The 17,098-nt window shown below is 72.6% G+C and carries 12 protein-coding genes; 10 read left to right on the top strand and 2 right to left on the bottom strand.

Annotated elements, in window-relative coordinates; translation table 11 throughout:
• Positions 1-48 precede the first annotated feature (48 nt).
• On the top strand, positions 49-1,677 hold the full coding sequence (locus ACI791_RS16800; RefSeq protein WP_456587079.1) for a methyltransferase domain-containing protein: 1,629 nt from the start codon (positions 49-51) through the stop codon (positions 1,675-1,677).
• Complete coding sequence (locus ACI791_RS16795) at positions 1,674-2,105, top strand: DUF6752 domain-containing protein (protein WP_456587078.1); 432 nt, start codon at positions 1,674-1,676, stop codon at positions 2,103-2,105. The genes ACI791_RS16800 and ACI791_RS16795 overlap by 4 nt, the downstream gene beginning before the upstream one ends.
• A 46-nt stretch (positions 2,106-2,151) precedes the next feature.
• Here the strand turns inward: ACI791_RS16795 and ACI791_RS16790 are convergent, their stop codons facing one another.
• On the bottom strand, positions 2,152-2,955 hold the full coding sequence (locus ACI791_RS16790; protein ID WP_456587077.1) for a TIGR03089 family protein: 804 nt from the start codon (positions 2,953-2,955) through the stop codon (positions 2,152-2,154).
• Positions 2,956-3,115: 160 nt separating this feature from the next.
• Here ACI791_RS16790 and ACI791_RS16785 point away from each other — a divergent pair, with 160 nt between their 5' ends.
• The 7 genes from ACI791_RS16785 to ACI791_RS16755 all read left to right on the top strand — a co-directional run bounded on the left by ACI791_RS16785 (position 3,116) and on the right by ACI791_RS16755 (position 12,982).
• Positions 3,116-5,455, top strand: coding sequence for a hypothetical protein (locus ACI791_RS16785; protein WP_456587076.1), 2,340 nt, complete (start codon positions 3,116-3,118; stop codon positions 5,453-5,455).
• A complete protein-coding gene (locus ACI791_RS16780; RefSeq protein ID WP_456587075.1) occupies positions 5,452-5,898 on the top strand; it encodes a GtrA family protein in 447 nt (148 codons plus the stop codon). Before ACI791_RS16785 ends, ACI791_RS16780 begins: the two co-directional genes overlap by 4 nt.
• Positions 5,899-5,967: 69 nt before the next feature.
• Complete coding sequence (locus ACI791_RS16775) at positions 5,968-6,540, top strand: HAD family hydrolase (RefSeq protein ID WP_456587074.1); 573 nt, start codon at positions 5,968-5,970, stop codon at positions 6,538-6,540.
• Positions 6,540-8,765, top strand: coding sequence for a lysylphosphatidylglycerol synthase domain-containing protein (locus tag ACI791_RS16770; RefSeq protein WP_456587073.1), 2,226 nt, complete (start codon positions 6,540-6,542; stop codon positions 8,763-8,765). The genes ACI791_RS16775 and ACI791_RS16770 overlap by 1 nt, the downstream gene beginning before the upstream one ends.
• Complete coding sequence (locus ACI791_RS16765; protein ID WP_456587072.1) at positions 8,762-9,529, top strand: glycosyltransferase family 2 protein; 768 nt, start codon at positions 8,762-8,764, stop codon at positions 9,527-9,529. Before ACI791_RS16770 ends, ACI791_RS16765 begins: the two co-directional genes overlap by 4 nt.
• Positions 9,529-10,269 carry a glycosyltransferase family 2 protein gene (locus ACI791_RS16760; protein ID WP_456587071.1) on the top strand — a complete coding sequence of 247 codons (741 nt, stop codon included), beginning with the start codon at positions 9,529-9,531 and terminating at the stop codon, positions 10,267-10,269. The genes ACI791_RS16765 and ACI791_RS16760 overlap by 1 nt, the downstream gene beginning before the upstream one ends.
• 307 nt (positions 10,270-10,576) lie before the next feature.
• Complete coding sequence (locus ACI791_RS16755) at positions 10,577-12,982, top strand: hypothetical protein (protein ID WP_456587070.1); 2,406 nt, start codon at positions 10,577-10,579, stop codon at positions 12,980-12,982.
• A 711-nt stretch (positions 12,983-13,693) separates the two neighbouring features.
• Here ACI791_RS16755 and ACI791_RS16750 read toward each other — a convergent pair.
• On the bottom strand, positions 13,694-15,250 hold the full coding sequence (locus ACI791_RS16750) for an LCP family protein (protein ID WP_456587069.1): 1,557 nt from the start codon (positions 15,248-15,250) through the stop codon (positions 13,694-13,696).
• A 368-nt stretch (positions 15,251-15,618) separates the two neighbouring features.
• On the opposite strand from ACI791_RS16750, the gene ACI791_RS16745 reads away from it, so the two are divergent.
• Positions 15,619-17,098: N-acetylmuramoyl-L-alanine amidase (locus ACI791_RS16745; RefSeq protein WP_456587068.1), on the top strand; the 1,480-nt coding region annotated here is incomplete at its 3' end.

Raw genomic sequence — 17,098 nt, 5'->3', positions numbered from 1 at the left:
ACGGTCCTGGGAACCTTCGGCGCGGCCGGCTCCCACGTCCTCGTGACGGTGACCCGCGCGCGCGTCCCGTCCGACCTCGTCACCACCTACGGAGCCATGACCCCCATCCGCTCGGTCCGTCCGTCCGCAGACGGCCTCACCTACGAGGTGCAGGCCGTCGGTGAGCGGGTGGTCGACGTCCTGCTCGACGGACGGCGGGTCTGGTCGTTCCGGGCCGCGGGGCCCGATCCCGCGGCGGGGGTGGAGGGCTGGCAGGGCTTCGAGCCCTGGCCGACCGCGCTGGCCCCGCACCTGAGCGGGACGTTCGCGGTGGCCCTGCGGGACGTGGCCAGCGGTCGGCTCAGTCCGGAGGTCGAGTTCAGCTTCGACGGTGATGCCGCCCCGCTCACCCTCGCAGACCGGCACGGCCGGCCGCTCGTGGTCAACAAGTGGGGCCGGCTGGGACGTGCGCTCGCCGATGCCGACAACGGCATGGTCGGCCGGCTGCTCGACTCGCTGACGGCTGTGCGGGAACTGCTGCAGACCAGGCTCGGGGACCGGGTGTACGTGACCGGCGGTTCGCTGTTGGGGCCGGTGCGGGAGGACGGGCACGTCCTGCCGCACGACGACGACGCGGATCTGGCCTATCTCAGCCGCCTCTCGCACCCCGCCGACGTCACGCTGGAGAGCTTCGAGCTGGGGCGGCTGCTGAGGAGCGCCGGGTACGAGGTGCTCCGGCTGTCCGTGGCCCACCTGCAGGTGGTGGTGAGCCACGAGGGGGTGCCCGACCACTACGTGGACGTCTTCACCGGCTTCCTCCTCGATGACCACTGGTACCAGCACATCCCCCTCCGGGTGCCGGCCGTCGGCGCGGAAGACCTGCTCCCGCCCGTGCCGGTGCACATCGAGGACCGGACCGAGCCGGCGCCGAAGAACCCCGAGATGGTGCTGGCCGCGCTCTACGGCCCCGGCTGGCGGAGCCCTGACCCGTCGTTCACCTTCGAGATCCCGCCGGCGACCGCCGACCGCTTCTACGGTTGGTTCGCCGACTACAACGTCGAGCGGGAGCAGTGGGAGGACGAGGTTCTCCTCGCCCCGGTGGAGCCCCGCCCGGGCGCGGCCGCCAGTGCGTTCGGTCGCTGGGTGGACGCCCGCACCCCGGCGGGAGAGCCGCTGCTGGAGCTGGGCTGCGGCCTGGGCGCCGACGCCCTGGCGCTGGGCGCGGCCGGACGCACCGTCCGCGCCGTGGACTTCTCCCGGTACGCCGTCGACATCGCGCGAGCCGCCCTCGCCGACCGGCAGGTCGACGCCACCGTCGAGGTCCTCAACCTGCTCGACATCCGCGCGGTGGTCCGGCTGGGCGCCCAGGTGGCCGCCACCCCCGGGCCGTGGACGGTGTTCGGCCGCCGGTTGCTCAACGCGCTGGAGGACCGGGGGCGGGACAACGTCTTCCGGCTCTGCGGCATGCTGCTGCGCCGGGGCGGGGCCGCGTACTTCGATCTCGTCGCCGACACCGCGCACCCCGGTATCGCCCTGCACCGCCACCTCTCCCTCGACCAGGTCGTCGACGAAGCCGCCCGGTACGGCCTGGTGCTCGACGAGGCCCTCGGAGCTGTGGAACGGGTCGCGTGGTTCGGCGCACCCGAGGAGCGGAGCACCCAGATGTGGCGGATGACGTTCCGACGGAGGACACCATGACCGACGCACACCATCCCGGCCGCCGCTCGCCCATCGCCGGACCGGTCCGCATGGTGCGGCGGGTGCTGGCGCCGGCGGCCCTGGAACTGGAGGGTGAGCTGCACGAACTGCGCGCCCAGCGGGGGGAGCTCGAGCGCGTCCGCGCGGAAGCCGACCACCTGCGACGCCAGAACGAGGAGCTGCAGGCTGGGCTGGCGGACGCGCAGCGGAGGCTCGCGGCCGTCGAGGAGCACGTACGGGGAGCGGAGGGCGCCCCGGGGGGCCTGGCCGCGGAGGTCGCCGAGCTGAACCGCGCCTTGCTGCAGGAACGCCGTCTGCACCTGCGCGTGGCGGAGATCGCAGACCTCGTCACCGAGCTGGTCCTGCCGCTGCACGATCGGGCGATCGACCCGGACGTGCTGAGGAGGCTGCGGCCCGACACGCTGTGACGAGGATCGGGAAGGTCACCGCGACGACGGGCGGCGACCGGACGGCTCAGGCGCCACGCCCCAGCTCCCGGATGCCGTCGACGCGTTGTCCGAACGTAGCCGTCACGCGCTCGGACGCGGCCCGGCGCGCCAGGCCCGAGACGTCGACCGAGCTGACCAGCACGATGCTGGCCCCGGCCGCGAGCGGGGCCAGCAGCCAGGCCGCCGGGCCGGCCTCCGCGGCGATGCGCGCATCGACGAGGACCCGGTCGCCCGCGACGATGCCCAGCCGCCCGGCCAGCTCCTGCGCGGTCGCGACCAGGCCGCCCAGGGACAGCTCCAGCCCGCCGAGCACCATGCCCGGCGCATCCGGCCGGGGCGGCGACCAGGGGGTGAAGACGTCCCCGTGCGCCCGCACCTCCAGGGCGAAGTCGCGGGCCGAGCCCACGTAGCCGGTCATGCCCATCCCCAGCGGGTGGAGCGACAGCCCGAGGAGCTCGGCGATCCCCTGCTCCTCGAGCGCGGCCAGCCGGTCCTGGGCGGCGAGCACGACGTCGGCGTCGTCCAGCCGGCCGTCGTCCTCCGCGGCGGTGTCCACGACCGCCGCCCCGCAGCTCCAGACCGCCAGCAGCACCGCAGCGGTCTGCCAGTGCACCGGCAGGGCCAGGGCCACCGTGCTGCCCGGCCCGACGTCGAACTCGTCCTGGAGCAGGTTGGCCGTCTTGGCCACCCAGTTGGCCAGCGTGGTGGCGGACAGTTCGATCCGTTCGCCGGTGGCGTCGTCGTAGTACGTCACCAGCGGGGCGGCGGGCGCCGTGCGCAGTGCGGCGGCGAGCAGGTCGGCGGGGACCGAGGGAGTCGTGTGGTGCACGGGAAGAGGGTGGCACCTGGGCTGCTCGGCTCGCAGGTCAGCACCGGCGCGCAGTTACAGTCGGGTCTCGGTACAGGCAGTGGTGCGGGCGGACAGGCCCGCGGACGCGCTGCCGGAGTCGTCGCATCCGGCGCTCCGCGTCGGAGAAGAAGGTCGGGACGTGACCGCACACACCCAGCAGCTGGGCCGTCCGGCCCCCGCACCGGCCCCGGGTGCCCACCCATCCGGAGTGGTCGCCGCCCGACGGCGCTCCCGGACGCGACCCGCCCTCGTCACGTACGCGGCCTACCTCCTGCTGCAACTCCTCCAGCTGTTCGTGCTGAGCCGGCTGGCCCCCCGCTTCTTCTGGCTCGACGACTCCCAGGGCCAGTTCGGCCCGATGCTGTGGTGGATGGGGCAGCACTTGGAGGGGGGCCGGCCCCCGCTGATGGCCCCCGAGCTGGGGATGGCGGGCAACCTCGCGGCGGACATGCAGTACGGCGTCCTCGACCCGCTGCACTGGGGGCTGCAGGCGCTCACCCGGCTCACCGACGACCTCCTCGTGATGTCGTGGGGGTTCGCCGCGCTCTGCGTGGTCCTGCTGGGCACCGGCGTCCTCACCGTGCTCCGCCATTACGGAGTGACCGACTGGCTCGCCGTGGCCGGAGCGCTGGGTGTGGCCTCCAGCGGCTTCTTCCTCTGGTACGGCGGTTCGTGGTGGCCGCTCATGTGGAGCGTGGCCTGGCTGCTCTGGTTCTGGTGGGGTCTCACGGCCCGGCGCCGGGTCGCGCCCCTGGTGCTCGGTGTGGCGACCTGGGCACTGCTCGCGTCCGGCAACCCCTACGTCCTCTTCTTCGCGCTGGCTCTCGTCGGTGGTCAGGCGTTCGAGCAGATCCGCGACGGCGGCGGCTGGCGGGTGCTCCTCCAGCCCCTGGGGGTCGGCCGGATCGTCGCGGCCGTGGGCGGGCTGCTGATCGCGCTGCCCACGCTCCTGACGACGGTCGAGATGTCCGGCTACATGTCCCGGCTGAGCCCCGACCCCGTCGTGGGGAACGCGGCATTCGGCGTGACGAACCTGGCCGACGTGCTGCTGGGCGGACCGACCCTGCTGGGGCAGACCAACTCCTTCGGCGGGACGGTGCCGCTGGTGCCGGCGATGTACACGCTGGTCGTCGCCGTGGCGGCGGTCGCTTTCGTGGAGTGGCGCCAGGCCCTCAGGGCGCCGGGCGTCGTGACGGCGGGCGTGGTGTACCTGCTCGCAGTGGTCTTCACCCAGCTGCCGACCGTGGTGGCGATGTTCCGCTACCCGTTCCGCTACCTGGTCGTCGTGCAGGTCATGCTGCCGCTGCTGGTCCTGCTCGGCCTGCGCGCGGCGCCGCGGTTCAGCAGAGGCCGGATCGCGGTGGCGGGGGCGCTGGTCCTCGCGCAGACGCTGCTGGCCGTCTTCCGGGCCCCGGTGTTCCTCAGCTGGCACGTGCTCGCGGGGGTGCTCACCGCCGTCGCCGTGGCCGGACTGGTGGTGGCCCTGCGGCGGCCGGCGGCCGGCGACCGCCGGCGCACGTGGGCCGCCGCCGCCGTTGTGATCGCGATCAGCTGGGGCGCGGTCTTCCTCGGGGAGCAGATGATGGTCTCCCTCCAGGAGCGGAGGAACGCGCTGGACGGGGCCGCCGCCGACGCGGACGTCCCCTTCCGGTCGTTGCCGGCCGGGCGGGAGCTGGGCACGACCGTGGCGGACTACCGGGAACGCTCCCTCGCGACCGACACCTCGGCGACCGTGATCACCTACGGGTTCGAGGGTGACATGGGCTGGTCGGCCGGGGTGCTGCGCAGCAACGGCAACCTGGTGGCCGACTTCCTGACCGGCACCGGTTCCTACGCGGTCTGGCACGCCTCCCTCAACGAGCGCTGGTGCCGGACCTACGAGGGCGCCACGTGCGAGGCCCCGGGCGAGCTCCTGAGCCCGGCCGGCGACACGGGTACGTCCTGGTTGGAGCTCATGAGCGAGGACACCGTCCTGCTGGACCGGGACGCCCCCGACGCCCTGGCCGACTACCTCGACCGCGAGTGGACCCTGGTCGAGGAGGGCGACGAGTACATCGAGTACCGCCGCGAGGACGACCTGCCCGGTCGCGTCACAGCCGCCTCCGCTGTCGACGTGGCGCAGGCCAGCGAGTCCGAGTTGGCCTACGGCGGCGAGAGCATGGGAACCTACACGGTCTCGACCGGGGACGACGGCGGATGGCTGGCCTTCCGGATCCCGTACTGGCCAGGGCTGCAGGCGACGTTGGACGGCGAGCCGGTGGCCGTGGGTGCCGTGGAGGACGCCGCGCTGCGGATCGAGCTGCCCCCCGGCGTGACGGCGGGGACGCTGGAGATCTCCTACGCGCCCATCGGCGAGCGGCTGCTGCTCCCGGCGACCGGCGCCGGGGCGCTGCTCGTCCTGACGGGCTGGGTGTGGGCGGCAGTCGCCGGTCGCCGACGCACGGGGACGCCCGCGGGCGCCGGGACGGAGGAGCGGTGACCCCGCGCCCGAGCCAGCTCCTGCGCCAACTCGGTCACTTCCTCCTGGGGTCGGGGCTGGGGTTGGCGGTGGACCTCGGCCTCTTCTACCTCGGTGTGCGCCTCGGCGCGCCACCGTGGCTGGCCAACGTGATCAGCGCCGGCTGCGCCGTCGTCGTCGTGTACCTGTTCGTGACCAAGTACGCATTCGCCGGTGGCCGGTCGCGCTCGTCCTTCCTGCTGTTCGTCGGGTGGTACGTCACGTCGATCGTGACCTTCTCCGTGCTCATCGACGTCCTCCACGCGCAGACCGGCTGGGCGCCGTTCGTCTGTAAGTTGATGTCGCTGCCACCGTCCTTCGCGGCCAACTTCGCAGCCAGCAAGCTGCTGTTCGGTCGCGCGGCCGGGGCCGGTGCGGTCCCGGCCGGGCAGGCGGCTCCCGCACGGGACGGCGCAGGGGCCTGAATGGAGCAGCAGCGCAGCGTTCCGGCCGAGTGGCGCGGGACCACCGACGCAGTAGGGGAGCAGTTCTCGATGGCAGCACCAGGCGGGTCGGTGCAGGCCCTGCTCTTCGACCTCGACGGCACCCTGGTCGATACCCGTGAGGCCAACTACCTGGCCTACCGCGACGCGTTCGCCGAGTCCGGGCACGAGCTCACCACGGAGCAGTTCGCCACCACCTGGGGCCGCGACTCCCGCGACTTCATCCCCGACCTGCTGCCGGGCATCGACCCGTCGGGCATCGACGTCATCCGGACGGCCAAGAGCCGGCTGTACGCCGAACAGCTGCACCGGACAGCGGCCAACGAGGCGCTCATCGCCTTCCTGCGGTTGGTGGCGCCCACGCACCGGACCGCGCTGGTCAGCACCGCCAAGTCCGGCAACGGCCGGCAGATCCTGGCGACCCACGGGCTGACGGAGCTGTTCGACGTCGTCGTCTGGGGCGACGAGGTCGTCCGCAGCAAGCCCGACCCGGAGGGCTACCTGCGTGCGCTGGAGCTGCTGGGTGCCGACGCCGGCGCGAGCCTGGCGTTCGAGGACTCCGAGACCGGGCGACAGGCCGCGCTCGCGGCCGGCCTCATGGTGCTCGAGGTGCCGCACTTCTGATGACTCCTCGTCGCTACTCGCGCGGCCGGCTGGCGCTCATCGCCGTCGCGCTGCTCTCCCTGGCCGGCTTCGTCGTCGCCACCTGGCCGACCCTCACCGACCTGTGGTCCCAGCTGTCGGCGGGGCTGTCGGGCACCGCCTGGGCGCTCCTGGGCGTCGCCGGCCTGATCCAGCTGGGCGGGCACGTGCTGCGCGCGGCGCGGACCAAGGTGCCCATCGACAACGTGCGCCGGGGCAGCCTGGCCGGCCAGTTCCGGCACCTGTCCATCGGCTACCTGTTCAACCTGGTCTGGCCGCTGCGGGTCGGCGAGATCGTCCGAGCCTGGTTGATCGCCAAGACGCTGCGGATCAGCTTCCTGTACACGCTGCTGGCCGTGGTCCTGGAGCGGCTGATCGACGTCGTGCTGGTGTCGGTGGCCTTCCTGGTCCTCATCGCGGTCGTCGGCGGCCCCGTCACCGGCATCGTGCCCGCCGCCGCGGTGATCGCCCTCCTCGTCTCCCTGGTGCTCATCGCCTCGTTCGCGGCGCTGGTCCGGGAGAACGCCACCCTCATGCGCCTGGCCTGGCGGATGACGGCGTGGCTCAACACCGACCTGGAGAACCGAGCCCGGTTCAAGCTCTGGTCGGTCATCTTCGGCTTCCAGCGCTTCCTCCGCCAGCGCCGCCAGCTGGTCCGCTACGGAGTGCTGACGCTGGCCTCGTGGGCCTGCTACGTGGCCGCCGCGGCGCTGGCCGTGGCGCTGGTCTTCCCGGTGCTGTCCGGTCGCGACGCCGTGATGGCGACCGCTGCGCCGGCCGGCGTCGTCAGCCCGAGCATCGGCAACGGTGCCCCCGGTGCGTTCGCCGACGGCGTCCGCGGCTTCATCGAGGGCAGCACCGGCCTGTCCGGCCCGACGGTGCTGCTGTTCGCCGCTGCGGCATGGGTGGTCGTGAACGTGCCGGTGATCGCCGTCGCCGTCGTCGCGCTGTTCGTGAACTGGGCGCGGCGCACCAGCGACCCGGGGGCGGGCGCGGCGCCGGCCCCCGGCGACCGGTACGTGAACAAGCTGGGCCGCGACCAGGACATCTCGAGCTCGATGACGCACTTCCTCGACGCCTACTTCCAGCGCCAGCACCTGAGCACGGTCATGCACCGGCTCGAGGTCAACGGCAACGTCAGCCTGGTCCGGTTCTTCAAGGGCGGCTCGAACGCGGTGACGCTGCTGGCGACGAACGGCTCGGGGGAGCTGTTCGTGAAGAAGATGGTGCCGACGGAGTACGCGCACCGGCTGAAGAACCAGCACGACTGGCTGGCCGAGCGCGCCGACCACGCCCAGCTGGTCACCGTGCTGCGCGAGGAGCACGCCGAGGACCACTACTCCATCGACCTGGAGTACCGCCCCAGCAGCGTGCCCTTGTTCGAGTACGTGCACGAGAGCCCGCTGGCGGAGGGCCGGGCCAAGCTGGCCGAGGTCTGGGAGTACATGTACTCGCGCGTCTACCGGCTCGGCGCGCTGGAGCAGCGGCCGGACCTGCGCGACGACTACGTGACCGAGCGGTTCGTCCTGCGCGTGCGCGCCGCCGCCGAGTCGCATCCGGCGCTGGCCCAGGCGCTCAAGGGCGACCGGATCCTGATCAACGGGACCGAGCTCGACAACTTCGACCGGATCCTCGCCCGCATCCAGACCACCCCCGCCGCGTGGGAGGACCTGGCGACGTTCCGCTCGTCGTCGCACATCCACGGTGACCTCACGGTCGACAACATCCTGGTGGACCTGCCCACCGACCGGGTGCTGGTCATCGACCCCTCCGACGACAACCAGATCCGCGGGCCGATCATCGACTTCGCCCGGCACCTGCAGTCGTTGCTGTACGGCTACGAGTTCCTCAACGACGACGACGACCCGGTCCTGCTGGGAGCCTCCGCCGAAGGTGTTCCGGAGATCACCTACCGCGACGCGCGGTCGGCCCGGTACGCGGAGCTCGCCGACTTCGTCGTGACGGAGGTCATGCCGCGTCGGCTGGCGCCGGCCGAGCAGCGCGCCGTGCTGTTCCACGTCGGGCTCTTCTACGGCCGGATGCTGACCCACCGGGTGGCCATCAACCCCGGCACGGTGCTGAAGTACTACGGGGTGTGCATCCAGGCGCTCAACCGCTTCCTGGAGCAGTACGACCTCCCGGTGCACGCACAGGACGACGACGCGCTCGGCGCCCAGCCGAGCAACGAGGAGGTTCTCATCCGGTGAACGCGGTCATCGCCATCCCGGCCTACAACTGCGCACCCCAGATCGGCCGGGTGCTGGACGAGATCACCGACGAGGTGGCTGCGCGGGTCACCGAGATCTGGGTGATCGACAACCGCAGCACCGACGACACCCTCGAGCGCGCCGTGGCCTACAAGCGCTCGGGTCGGCTGCCCAACCTGCGGGTCTTCCGCAACCGTCAGAACAACAGTCTGGGCGGCACTCACAAGGTGGCGTTCGAGCACGCACGGGCCGCCGGCCACACCCACGTGGTCATCCTGCACGGCGACAACCAGGCCAGGAGCGACGAGGTCGGGCTGCTGCTCGACCACGCGCAGGCGCATCCGGAGACGCAGACGGTGCTGGGCTCGCGCTTCAGCCGGCGTTCGCGGCTGCACGGGTACGACGCCAAGCGGGTGTGGGGTAACCGCGTCCTCAACGCCATCTACAGCGCGGTCGCGCTGCGGCCGCTGCAGGACCTCGGCTCGGGTCTCAACCTGTTCGCGCTGCGCGACCTGGACCCGGCCACCTACCTGCGGTTCGCCAACCAGCTGACGTTCAACTACGAGCTGATCCTCGACCTGGTGCGGCGCAAGGTGCGGTTCGCGTTCGTGCCGATCACCTGGCGCGAGGAGGACCAGGTGTCCAACGCCCGGAACTGGAACATCTTCCGGACGGCGCTGCGGAACCTGGCGCTGTGGCGGCTGGGCCGGCAGACCTCCGCGCCGGCCGCCGACCGCGACTACGAGTGGGACGAGGTGCAGTGATGGCGACCCTGCAGGTGCTCATGCCGATGGGTGGGCTGGGAACCCGGTTCCGGAAGGTCGGCATCAGCACGCCCAAGCCGCTCATCGAGGTCGGGGGCATCCCGATGTTCCAGCGGGCGCTGGGGTCGTTCGATCCCTGGCAGGGGGACAAGACCGTCACCGTCGTCGTCCGCGAGGACAACGACCGGGAGCACGGGCTGGCCGGTCGGGTGGTCGAGGCCGAGCCGTCCGCCCGCATCGTGCTCCTGGACCACGACACCCGTGGCGCGGTGGAGACCTGCCTGGAGGCCCGGGACCGTCTCGACCCGGACGAGCCCCTGGTGATCATGGACTGCGACATCGCGTTCGACAGCCCGGAGTACTTCCGGGTGCTGCAGGCCGCGGTGGACAGCCGGAACTTTGACGGGCTGCTGCTGTCGTTCCACTCGACCGAGCCGCGCTACAGCTTTGCCGAGGTGGGTGAGGACGGGACCGTGGTGCGCACGGCGGAGAAGCAGGCCATCTCCTCCGACGCCCTCATGGGTGTCTACTCCTTCACCGCCGCGAGGATCTTCCTGGAGGCCGCCGACCGGCTGATGGAGCGGCAGATCGGCGCCGCCATGCCGGAGTACTACGTCTCCCTGGTGTTCAACGAGCTCATCGACGCCGGCCGCCGGGTAGGCCTGGTGCGAGGGGACTTCTACTGCTTCGGGACTCCGGAGGAGCTCGCCGCCTTCGAGGCGACCGGCGCACCCGTCTGACACCGGTGGTTGCCGCTCCAGGCCGGCGGCGGCTCGGCGACCTCCGTCCGCGGACCGCTCAGGTCGACGCAGGGACGGCGCGGGACGCGCGCGGTACCGGAGCCGGCGGTGTGACATCCGCGACCGCTGGGCCTCCGTGGCCACATCCGCACCTCGCGTGATGTCTCGATAGCGGAGCGTGGCTTTCCGCCGTTACCGTCGTGCCCGGACGTGCGGAGGCTGTTTCGCGCGCGTCCGCAGGTGCGCGGCCACAGGGGGGCTGCGCTTCCGGGGGCACGGGGCCCCGTCGCGCCGATGCGGAGTGCTGATGAGCCTGACCACCGATACCGTCACGGACACCGGCGACGCCCCGCCGACGTCGACGCCCCCCACGCCGGTCGTCCCGCATCCCCGGGGCCGGGACGGGCGCACGGCGTCCCCGCGCCGGATCGAGTCGATCCGCCCGGCGCGGCGGCGGGCGTGGCAGCGCCGGCCCGCGCTGTGGGCGTTCGGTGCCTACCTCGGCGTCCAGCTGGTGCTCCTGGCCGTCCTGCGAGCCGCCGTGCCCCGCTTCTTCTGGATCGACGACGCGCAGATCCAGTTCACGCCCATGTCCTGGTGGCTGGGGCGGCGGATGGCCGAGGGGTCGCTGCCCCTGCTCGACCCCGACCAGGGGATGGCCGGCAACCTGACCGCCGACATGCAGTACGGCGTGCTCGACGTCATCCGGTGGCCCTTCCTGCTGTGGGCCGGCACCCAGGAGGACCTGCAGCACGTCGCCACCGTCCACGCCTGGTTGGCGGTGCTCGCACTCGGTTGCTCCACCGCGGCCGTGCTGCTGGCGCACCGGGTGCGGCCGGCCCTCGCGGTGGCCACCGCGCTGGGGGCGGCGACGAGCGGCTTCTTCCTGTGGTGGGGGAGCGCCTGGTCGCCCCTGATGTGGAGCGTCGCGGCCCTGGTGTGGTTGTGGGCGGCGTTGTCGTCCCGGCGCTGGTACGGGCTGGTCGGAGTCGGGCTGGCCACGGCGGCCGTGGTCTGCTCGGGGAACCCCTACATCCTGCCCCTCGTCCCGCTCCTGGTGGCGTGCCAAGGATGCGAGCGGTGGCGGGCCGCCGGGCGCGCCGTGCTCCGGGACCGGTGGACGGCGGCGACGGTCGCCGCGCTCGCGGCCGGCGCGGCGCTGAGCCTGCCGACTCTCGTCAACGCCCTCGACGTCGCCCAGTGGATGTGGCGACCCAGCGGCGGCGACGTCATCGGCTCCGCCGGTGGCGGCGTCAACATGCTCGACGCCGTCGTGGGCGGCACCACCACTCTGAGCGGTGGCAGCGTGCCGACTCTCAGCACGGCGGTCATCGCGCTGCCGCTGCTGGCCATGGTCGACTGGCGACGCGCCGTACGGGGCCGCGGGGTGCCGACGGCAGGCGCACTCTGGATCCTCTCCCTGCTCATGGTGCAGCTGCCGACCTTCATGCTCGGCTTCCGCATGCCCTGGCGGCTGCTCGCCGTGGTGCAGGTCGCCTTCGCGCTCCTCGCGGTGCTGGCCTTCACCGCCGCGATGCGGGTGGAGCGGCGTCGGGTCGCCCTGGCGGGGGGCCTGCTGCTGCTGCAGTTCCTGGTGGCCATGATGCGCGCACCGCTGCTCTGGAAGTGGCACGCGCTGGCCGCCGTGCTGGCCGCGGGCGCGCTGGTCGCCGTGGTCCTGCTCGTGCGACCGAAGGCGGCGACCACCGCGGCCGCGCGGCGTGGGTGGGCGGTCCGGCCGGCGCTCCAGCGCCGGATCCGGCCGGTGGCGGCGGTGGCGACGGTACTGGCCTGCGCCGCTCCGCTGCTGGTCCAGCTCGGCATGGGGGCTGCCATCCAGGAGCGCCACGAGGCCTTCACCGGGGCCGCGACCGGCGCGCCGGTCTACCGCCCGAACACCACCGGGTACGACGTCGGCACGACGGTCGGCGACTTCCGCGACAACGCGTGGGCCACGGACACCTCGGTGACCGTCTACTCCTTCGGCGTCCTGGGGGGCCAGGACGACCGGGGCTGGGCCAGCGGTGTTCTCGGCGGCAACGCCAACCTGCCCGCCGACCTCCGGGTCGGGTACGGGTCGCTCGCCGTCTGGCAGCGCGGTGTGCAGGAGCACGCGAAGCTCGACTACCAGAGCGGGCTGCGCTTCGACCAGCCGGGGTTGATGGCCGTCCCCGAGGGGGCCACTGTGCCGTGGGTCGACGTGCTGTCCGGCAACCGCGTGCTGCTCGGGCGGACCGGCGAGGTGCCGCAGGAGATCGCGCTCTACTTCCGGCAGAACTGGGACTTCGTCGGCGGACGCGACGGCTGGCGCGAGTACGTGCGTCACGAACCGCTGCCCGGCCGGATCAGCGCGATCTCGGGGAACGACGTCGTCGTCACCGATGCCGCGGCGAACGACGGCGTGGCCCGCCTCGGTGACCCCCTGGAGAGCTATACCGTCTCGACCGGGGACGAGGGCGGCGAGCTCGTCTTCCGCACCCCCTACTGGAACGGCTTCCGCGCCACGCTGGACGGGCGTCCGGTGCCGGTGTCGGCGTTCGCGGACTCGGTCCTCCGGATCGAGCTGCCGGCAGGCGTGTCCTCGGGTGAGCTCGAGGTGTTCTTCGAGCCGATCGGGGCCCGGCTGCTGCCGGTCACCGTGGCCGTCGGTGCGGTCCTGCTCCTGGTGGCGGTCGTCGTGGGCCGGCCGCGCCACCGGAACGCCCGGGCCTGACGGACCGGGCAGCCGGACCCCGCGCGGCAGGTGCGCGGCTGCCCACGTGTTGCCTGGCCGGCCGACCCGGGGGTTCGTCCGCGCCGCCTCATCCCGGTCTCGCGCCCACCAGCCGCCCGGTCAGGGCGGGGCGGCCTGCCATACCGGCAGGTGTCCCGCGCCGCCGCCGGCGGGGGAAGCAGGCGCAGCTACCCGTCGCTTCTGGTCGCGGTGCTCTCCGCGGGGTCGGCGACGACCGCGCCGTGGACGATCTCAGGTAGCGCTCAGGGGTGCAGCGCGACGATCGCGGCGGGCACCCGCCGGCGCCGGTGGTCCAGGCGCCGCCCTGGCGCGTGAGGAGCGCGGCCACCGCGGCCACGGCCACGGCCGGCCCGACGGTCCAGGGCGTCGGCTGCGCCGGCGGCCCGGTGAGGTTGCCGAGGAGGGTCAGGCTCCCGAAGACAGCCAGGAGAACCCGATGGGGACGTCCGGAATCCAGGGGTACACCGCCGGTGGTCGGTCGAGCTCCTCGGCGGTCAGTGCGATGTGCCGGAAGGATGTCGACGCTGAAGGACTGCTACGCCGTCGTCCCGGAGAGGGGGCGACGTGCGCGGCGACCACGCGCGAGGGGAGGCGCCACGCCACCGCGGACGTCCGCTCGGTCACGCTCGTGTCGCCATCCCGGGCGCAGGACCGTGGTGCGGGGGATCCCCGTGGGCCGGGCGGTGCGGCTCAGTTGATGCAGGTCGTGTCGGCCGCGGTGCGGGCGTCCGCGCCTTCGACCGGCTCGGCCGGCGGAGCGGGGGTGACGGCCTGCCCGACGCCGTTGAAGTCGCTGCCGAGCACCAGTTGCACGGTGCCGCTGGTGGGGTCGTCGCTCTCCTTCAGCACCGCTCCGGGAATGGCTGCGGCGACGGTGTTGGCGAGCGCCTCGTCCCCGCTCGCGTAGCGGATCTCGGTCCGTTCGTGGTCCATCGACGCGGCGTTGCCCGTCGCGCCGACGGGGAAGCCGGCGGCCGCCAGCGCGCTGGCGGCCTTCGCCGCCAGGCCCGAGGTGCCCGAGCCGTTGTAGACGTCCACCGGCACCGTGGCCGGGTCGACGGTCCCCGGGGCCTCAGCGTCGGCCGGGGCCTCCTCGGCCGGCTCCGCAGACAGGTCGGCGAAGAAGGCGTGCAGCGCCTCCTCCTCCGCGAGCCGGATGATCGACCGGTTCTGGGCGTCGCGGTCGGTTCCGGTGTAGGGGATGGTCTGGAACTCGATGGACCCGGCGGTGACCGACTGCATCTGCTGGGCCAGGTCCAGGAGCACCAGATCCTTGTCGATGGTGAGCGACTCCGAGGCGGCCTGGACCAGTTCGCGCTGCTTGCCGAGGTCGAGCAGGACCTCCTCGGAGAGCATCTTGCGCAGCACGCCGGCGATGAACACCTGCTGGCGGACGATGCGGTCGAAGTCGCCGCGGGGGAGCCCGTGGCGCTGGCGGACGAACCTGAGCGCGTCGGCGCCGCTGATCGTCTGCGGACCGGCGGAGAACACCGCGCCGGACCACCGGGAGTCGTCGACGGCCTCGCACAGGTTCACCTCGACACCGCCCACGACGGAGCTGAGGTTGAAGAAGCCCAGCAGGTCGACCTCGGCGTAGTGGTCGATCTGCAACCCGGTCAGCCGGCTGATGGTCTGGACCAGCAGCTGCGCCCCCGCAGCCTGGCGCTCCGGCTCCGACGCCGTCGCGCCGGCCTCCTGGTAGCCGTAGGCGTAGGCGGCGTTGAGCTTGTCCTTCCCGTAGCCGGGGATCTCCACGTAGGAGTCGCGGGGGAAGGAGACGAACGACGCCCGCGACCCGTCGGCCGGGACGTGCACGAGGATCATCGTGTCGGTGTTCACGCCGGAGTCGGTGCCGGCGTTGAGCTCGGCCAGCTGGGCCTCGGTGAGCGCGCTGCGGCTGTCGTTGCCGACCAGGAGCAGGTTCATGGCCTCGGGGCCGTTCCCGGTGCCCTCGTTCCCCGCGGTCGGGATGGCGTCCGTGCGGTTGACGGTCGCCTCGGCGACCCGGCCGAGGTACCAGCCCCAGCCCGAGCCGGCGAGGAGCGCCGCCGAGAGGACGCCGGCGACGATCCGGACCGCGCCCGCCGCGCGACGGGACCGGCCACCGGGTGACCGGTCCTCCGGCGCCTGCGCACGCCGTCCAGGTGCGGTGGAGTGCGCGCGGGCCGGGCGGCCGGCCCGGGGGTCGAGGCGTGGGGGCAGCGGACGTCCGGCCGGGCGGTCCTGCTCGTTCCCGTCTCGGCTCACGTCGTCCTCATATCGGTGTTGTGCGCCGGCCCGACGGCGGGGCGCCAGCGGCGGCCTGCCCGGTCGGACGGTTGTGACGCTCTGTGCATCGACCTTGGCAAGGGTAGCTACGCGGCGGGGCTCCGGAAGGCGTTCGACACGGAGGAAGTGCCATCTGCCGAGCGCTCCGAGGGCCATTCCGTCACAAACATGGCCAGCAACCGCAACGACCCCATGCTTCCCAGCGGGCGTGTCACCGGCCGCACCGGTCCGGCCGCGTGGAATCTTTCGGCCGACTCAAGAGGTCGACGGTTCCTGACGATGCAGACGGGAGACGTGCTCCCCGGCGGGCGGGTGAGTGCCGCCGACCGTGAAAGGAACCTCTTCCCGTGCGCCGACTCCTCGCAGCCCTGGCCGTCTCCGCAGGACTGACCGGAGTGATCATCGTCCTGCCCGTCTTCGGTTCCTCCGGCCCGGAACCGGTGCCGGTCGAGACCTTCACCCACGAGCTCGCCATGGGATCGCTCTCGACCCCTGCGCCCGGGGTCGAGCTGCGCGATGCGACCACCGTGCCGGTGGCCGGCGTGCCGGAGGGCAGCCCGGTGCTGACCCTGAGCGGCAGCGATACCCGCAACTTCTCGCTGGTCGGGGTCACCTGGTCCCATGACCCGGCCGTCACCGACACCGTCGTCCAGATCCGTGCTCGTGATGACCGCGGTGAGTGGGGCGCCTGGACGGTGATCGAGACGGAGAGCGTCGACCAGCGCACCCCGGCCGACGGGGCGGACATGCCCCGCGGTGGGACGGCGCCGCTGTGGACCGGCCCGAGTACCGGGATCCAGGCGGAGCTGGTGACCCGCAGCGGGGCGGCTCCCACCGACGTCCGGCTGGATCTCGTCGACCCTGGGACGAGCCCGGCGGACGCGGCGCTGGGACCGGCGGACATCCAGGACACCGCGGATGCGGCCACCGCCATGCCGCACGTCTACTCGCGGGCGCAGTGGGGTGCAGACGAGGGCATCCGCACGTGGGGGCCCGAGTACGCCTCCACCATCAAGGCGGCCACGGTGCACCACACCGCCGACTCGAACAGCTACACCATCGACCAGGTGCCGGCGATCATGCGGTCGATCTATCGCTACCACGCGGTGAGCCTGGGATGGGGCGACATCGGTTACAACGTCGTCGTCGACAAGTTCGGCCGCCTCTGGGAGGGCCGGTCCGGCGGCCTGGCGAGCACCGTCGTCGGTGCGCACGCCGGTGGTTTCAACACCGGCACTTTCGGTGTCTCCATGCTCGGGAACTACGACACCGCCGAGACCACCCAGCCGATGGTGGACTCGGTCTCCGCGATCATCGCCTGGAAGTTCGCCCTCTACGGGGTGGATCCGCGGGCCAGCACCACGCTGGTCTCCGGAGGTGGGGGCACGTCACGGTACGCCAAGGGCACCTCGGTCACGCTGCCGACGATCTTCGGTCACCGGGACGTCGGCAGCACCGCCTGCCCCGGCCGGTACGGCTACGCCCGGATGGGCGAGATCCGCGACAAGGTGAGCACGACGCTCGGGACCGTCGTCCCGCTGATCCAGCAGCGCTACCAGTTCGATTCCGGGGCCCGCGACCTCCTCGGGCCGATGACGACCACGCCCACGCGGACACCGGACGGGGTAGGGGCCTACGCGCACTACGACCGCGGCTCGATCTACGCCTCGTACCGCACCGCGGCGCACGTGATCCGCGGGCCGATCCGTGACCGGTGGGCTGCGGCGGGGTGGGAGCGGGGTGCGTTGGGTTATCCGGTGGGGGACACCACGTGCGGGTTGCGTGATGGTGGGTGTTTCCAGCACTTCGAGGGTGGGTCGGTCTACT

It is taken from the genome of Blastococcus sp. SYSU DS0973 (genome assembly GCF_054051055.1).
The sequence above is the reverse complement of the archived record's forward strand: the minus strand, read 5'-3'. Positions and strand labels throughout refer to the sequence as shown.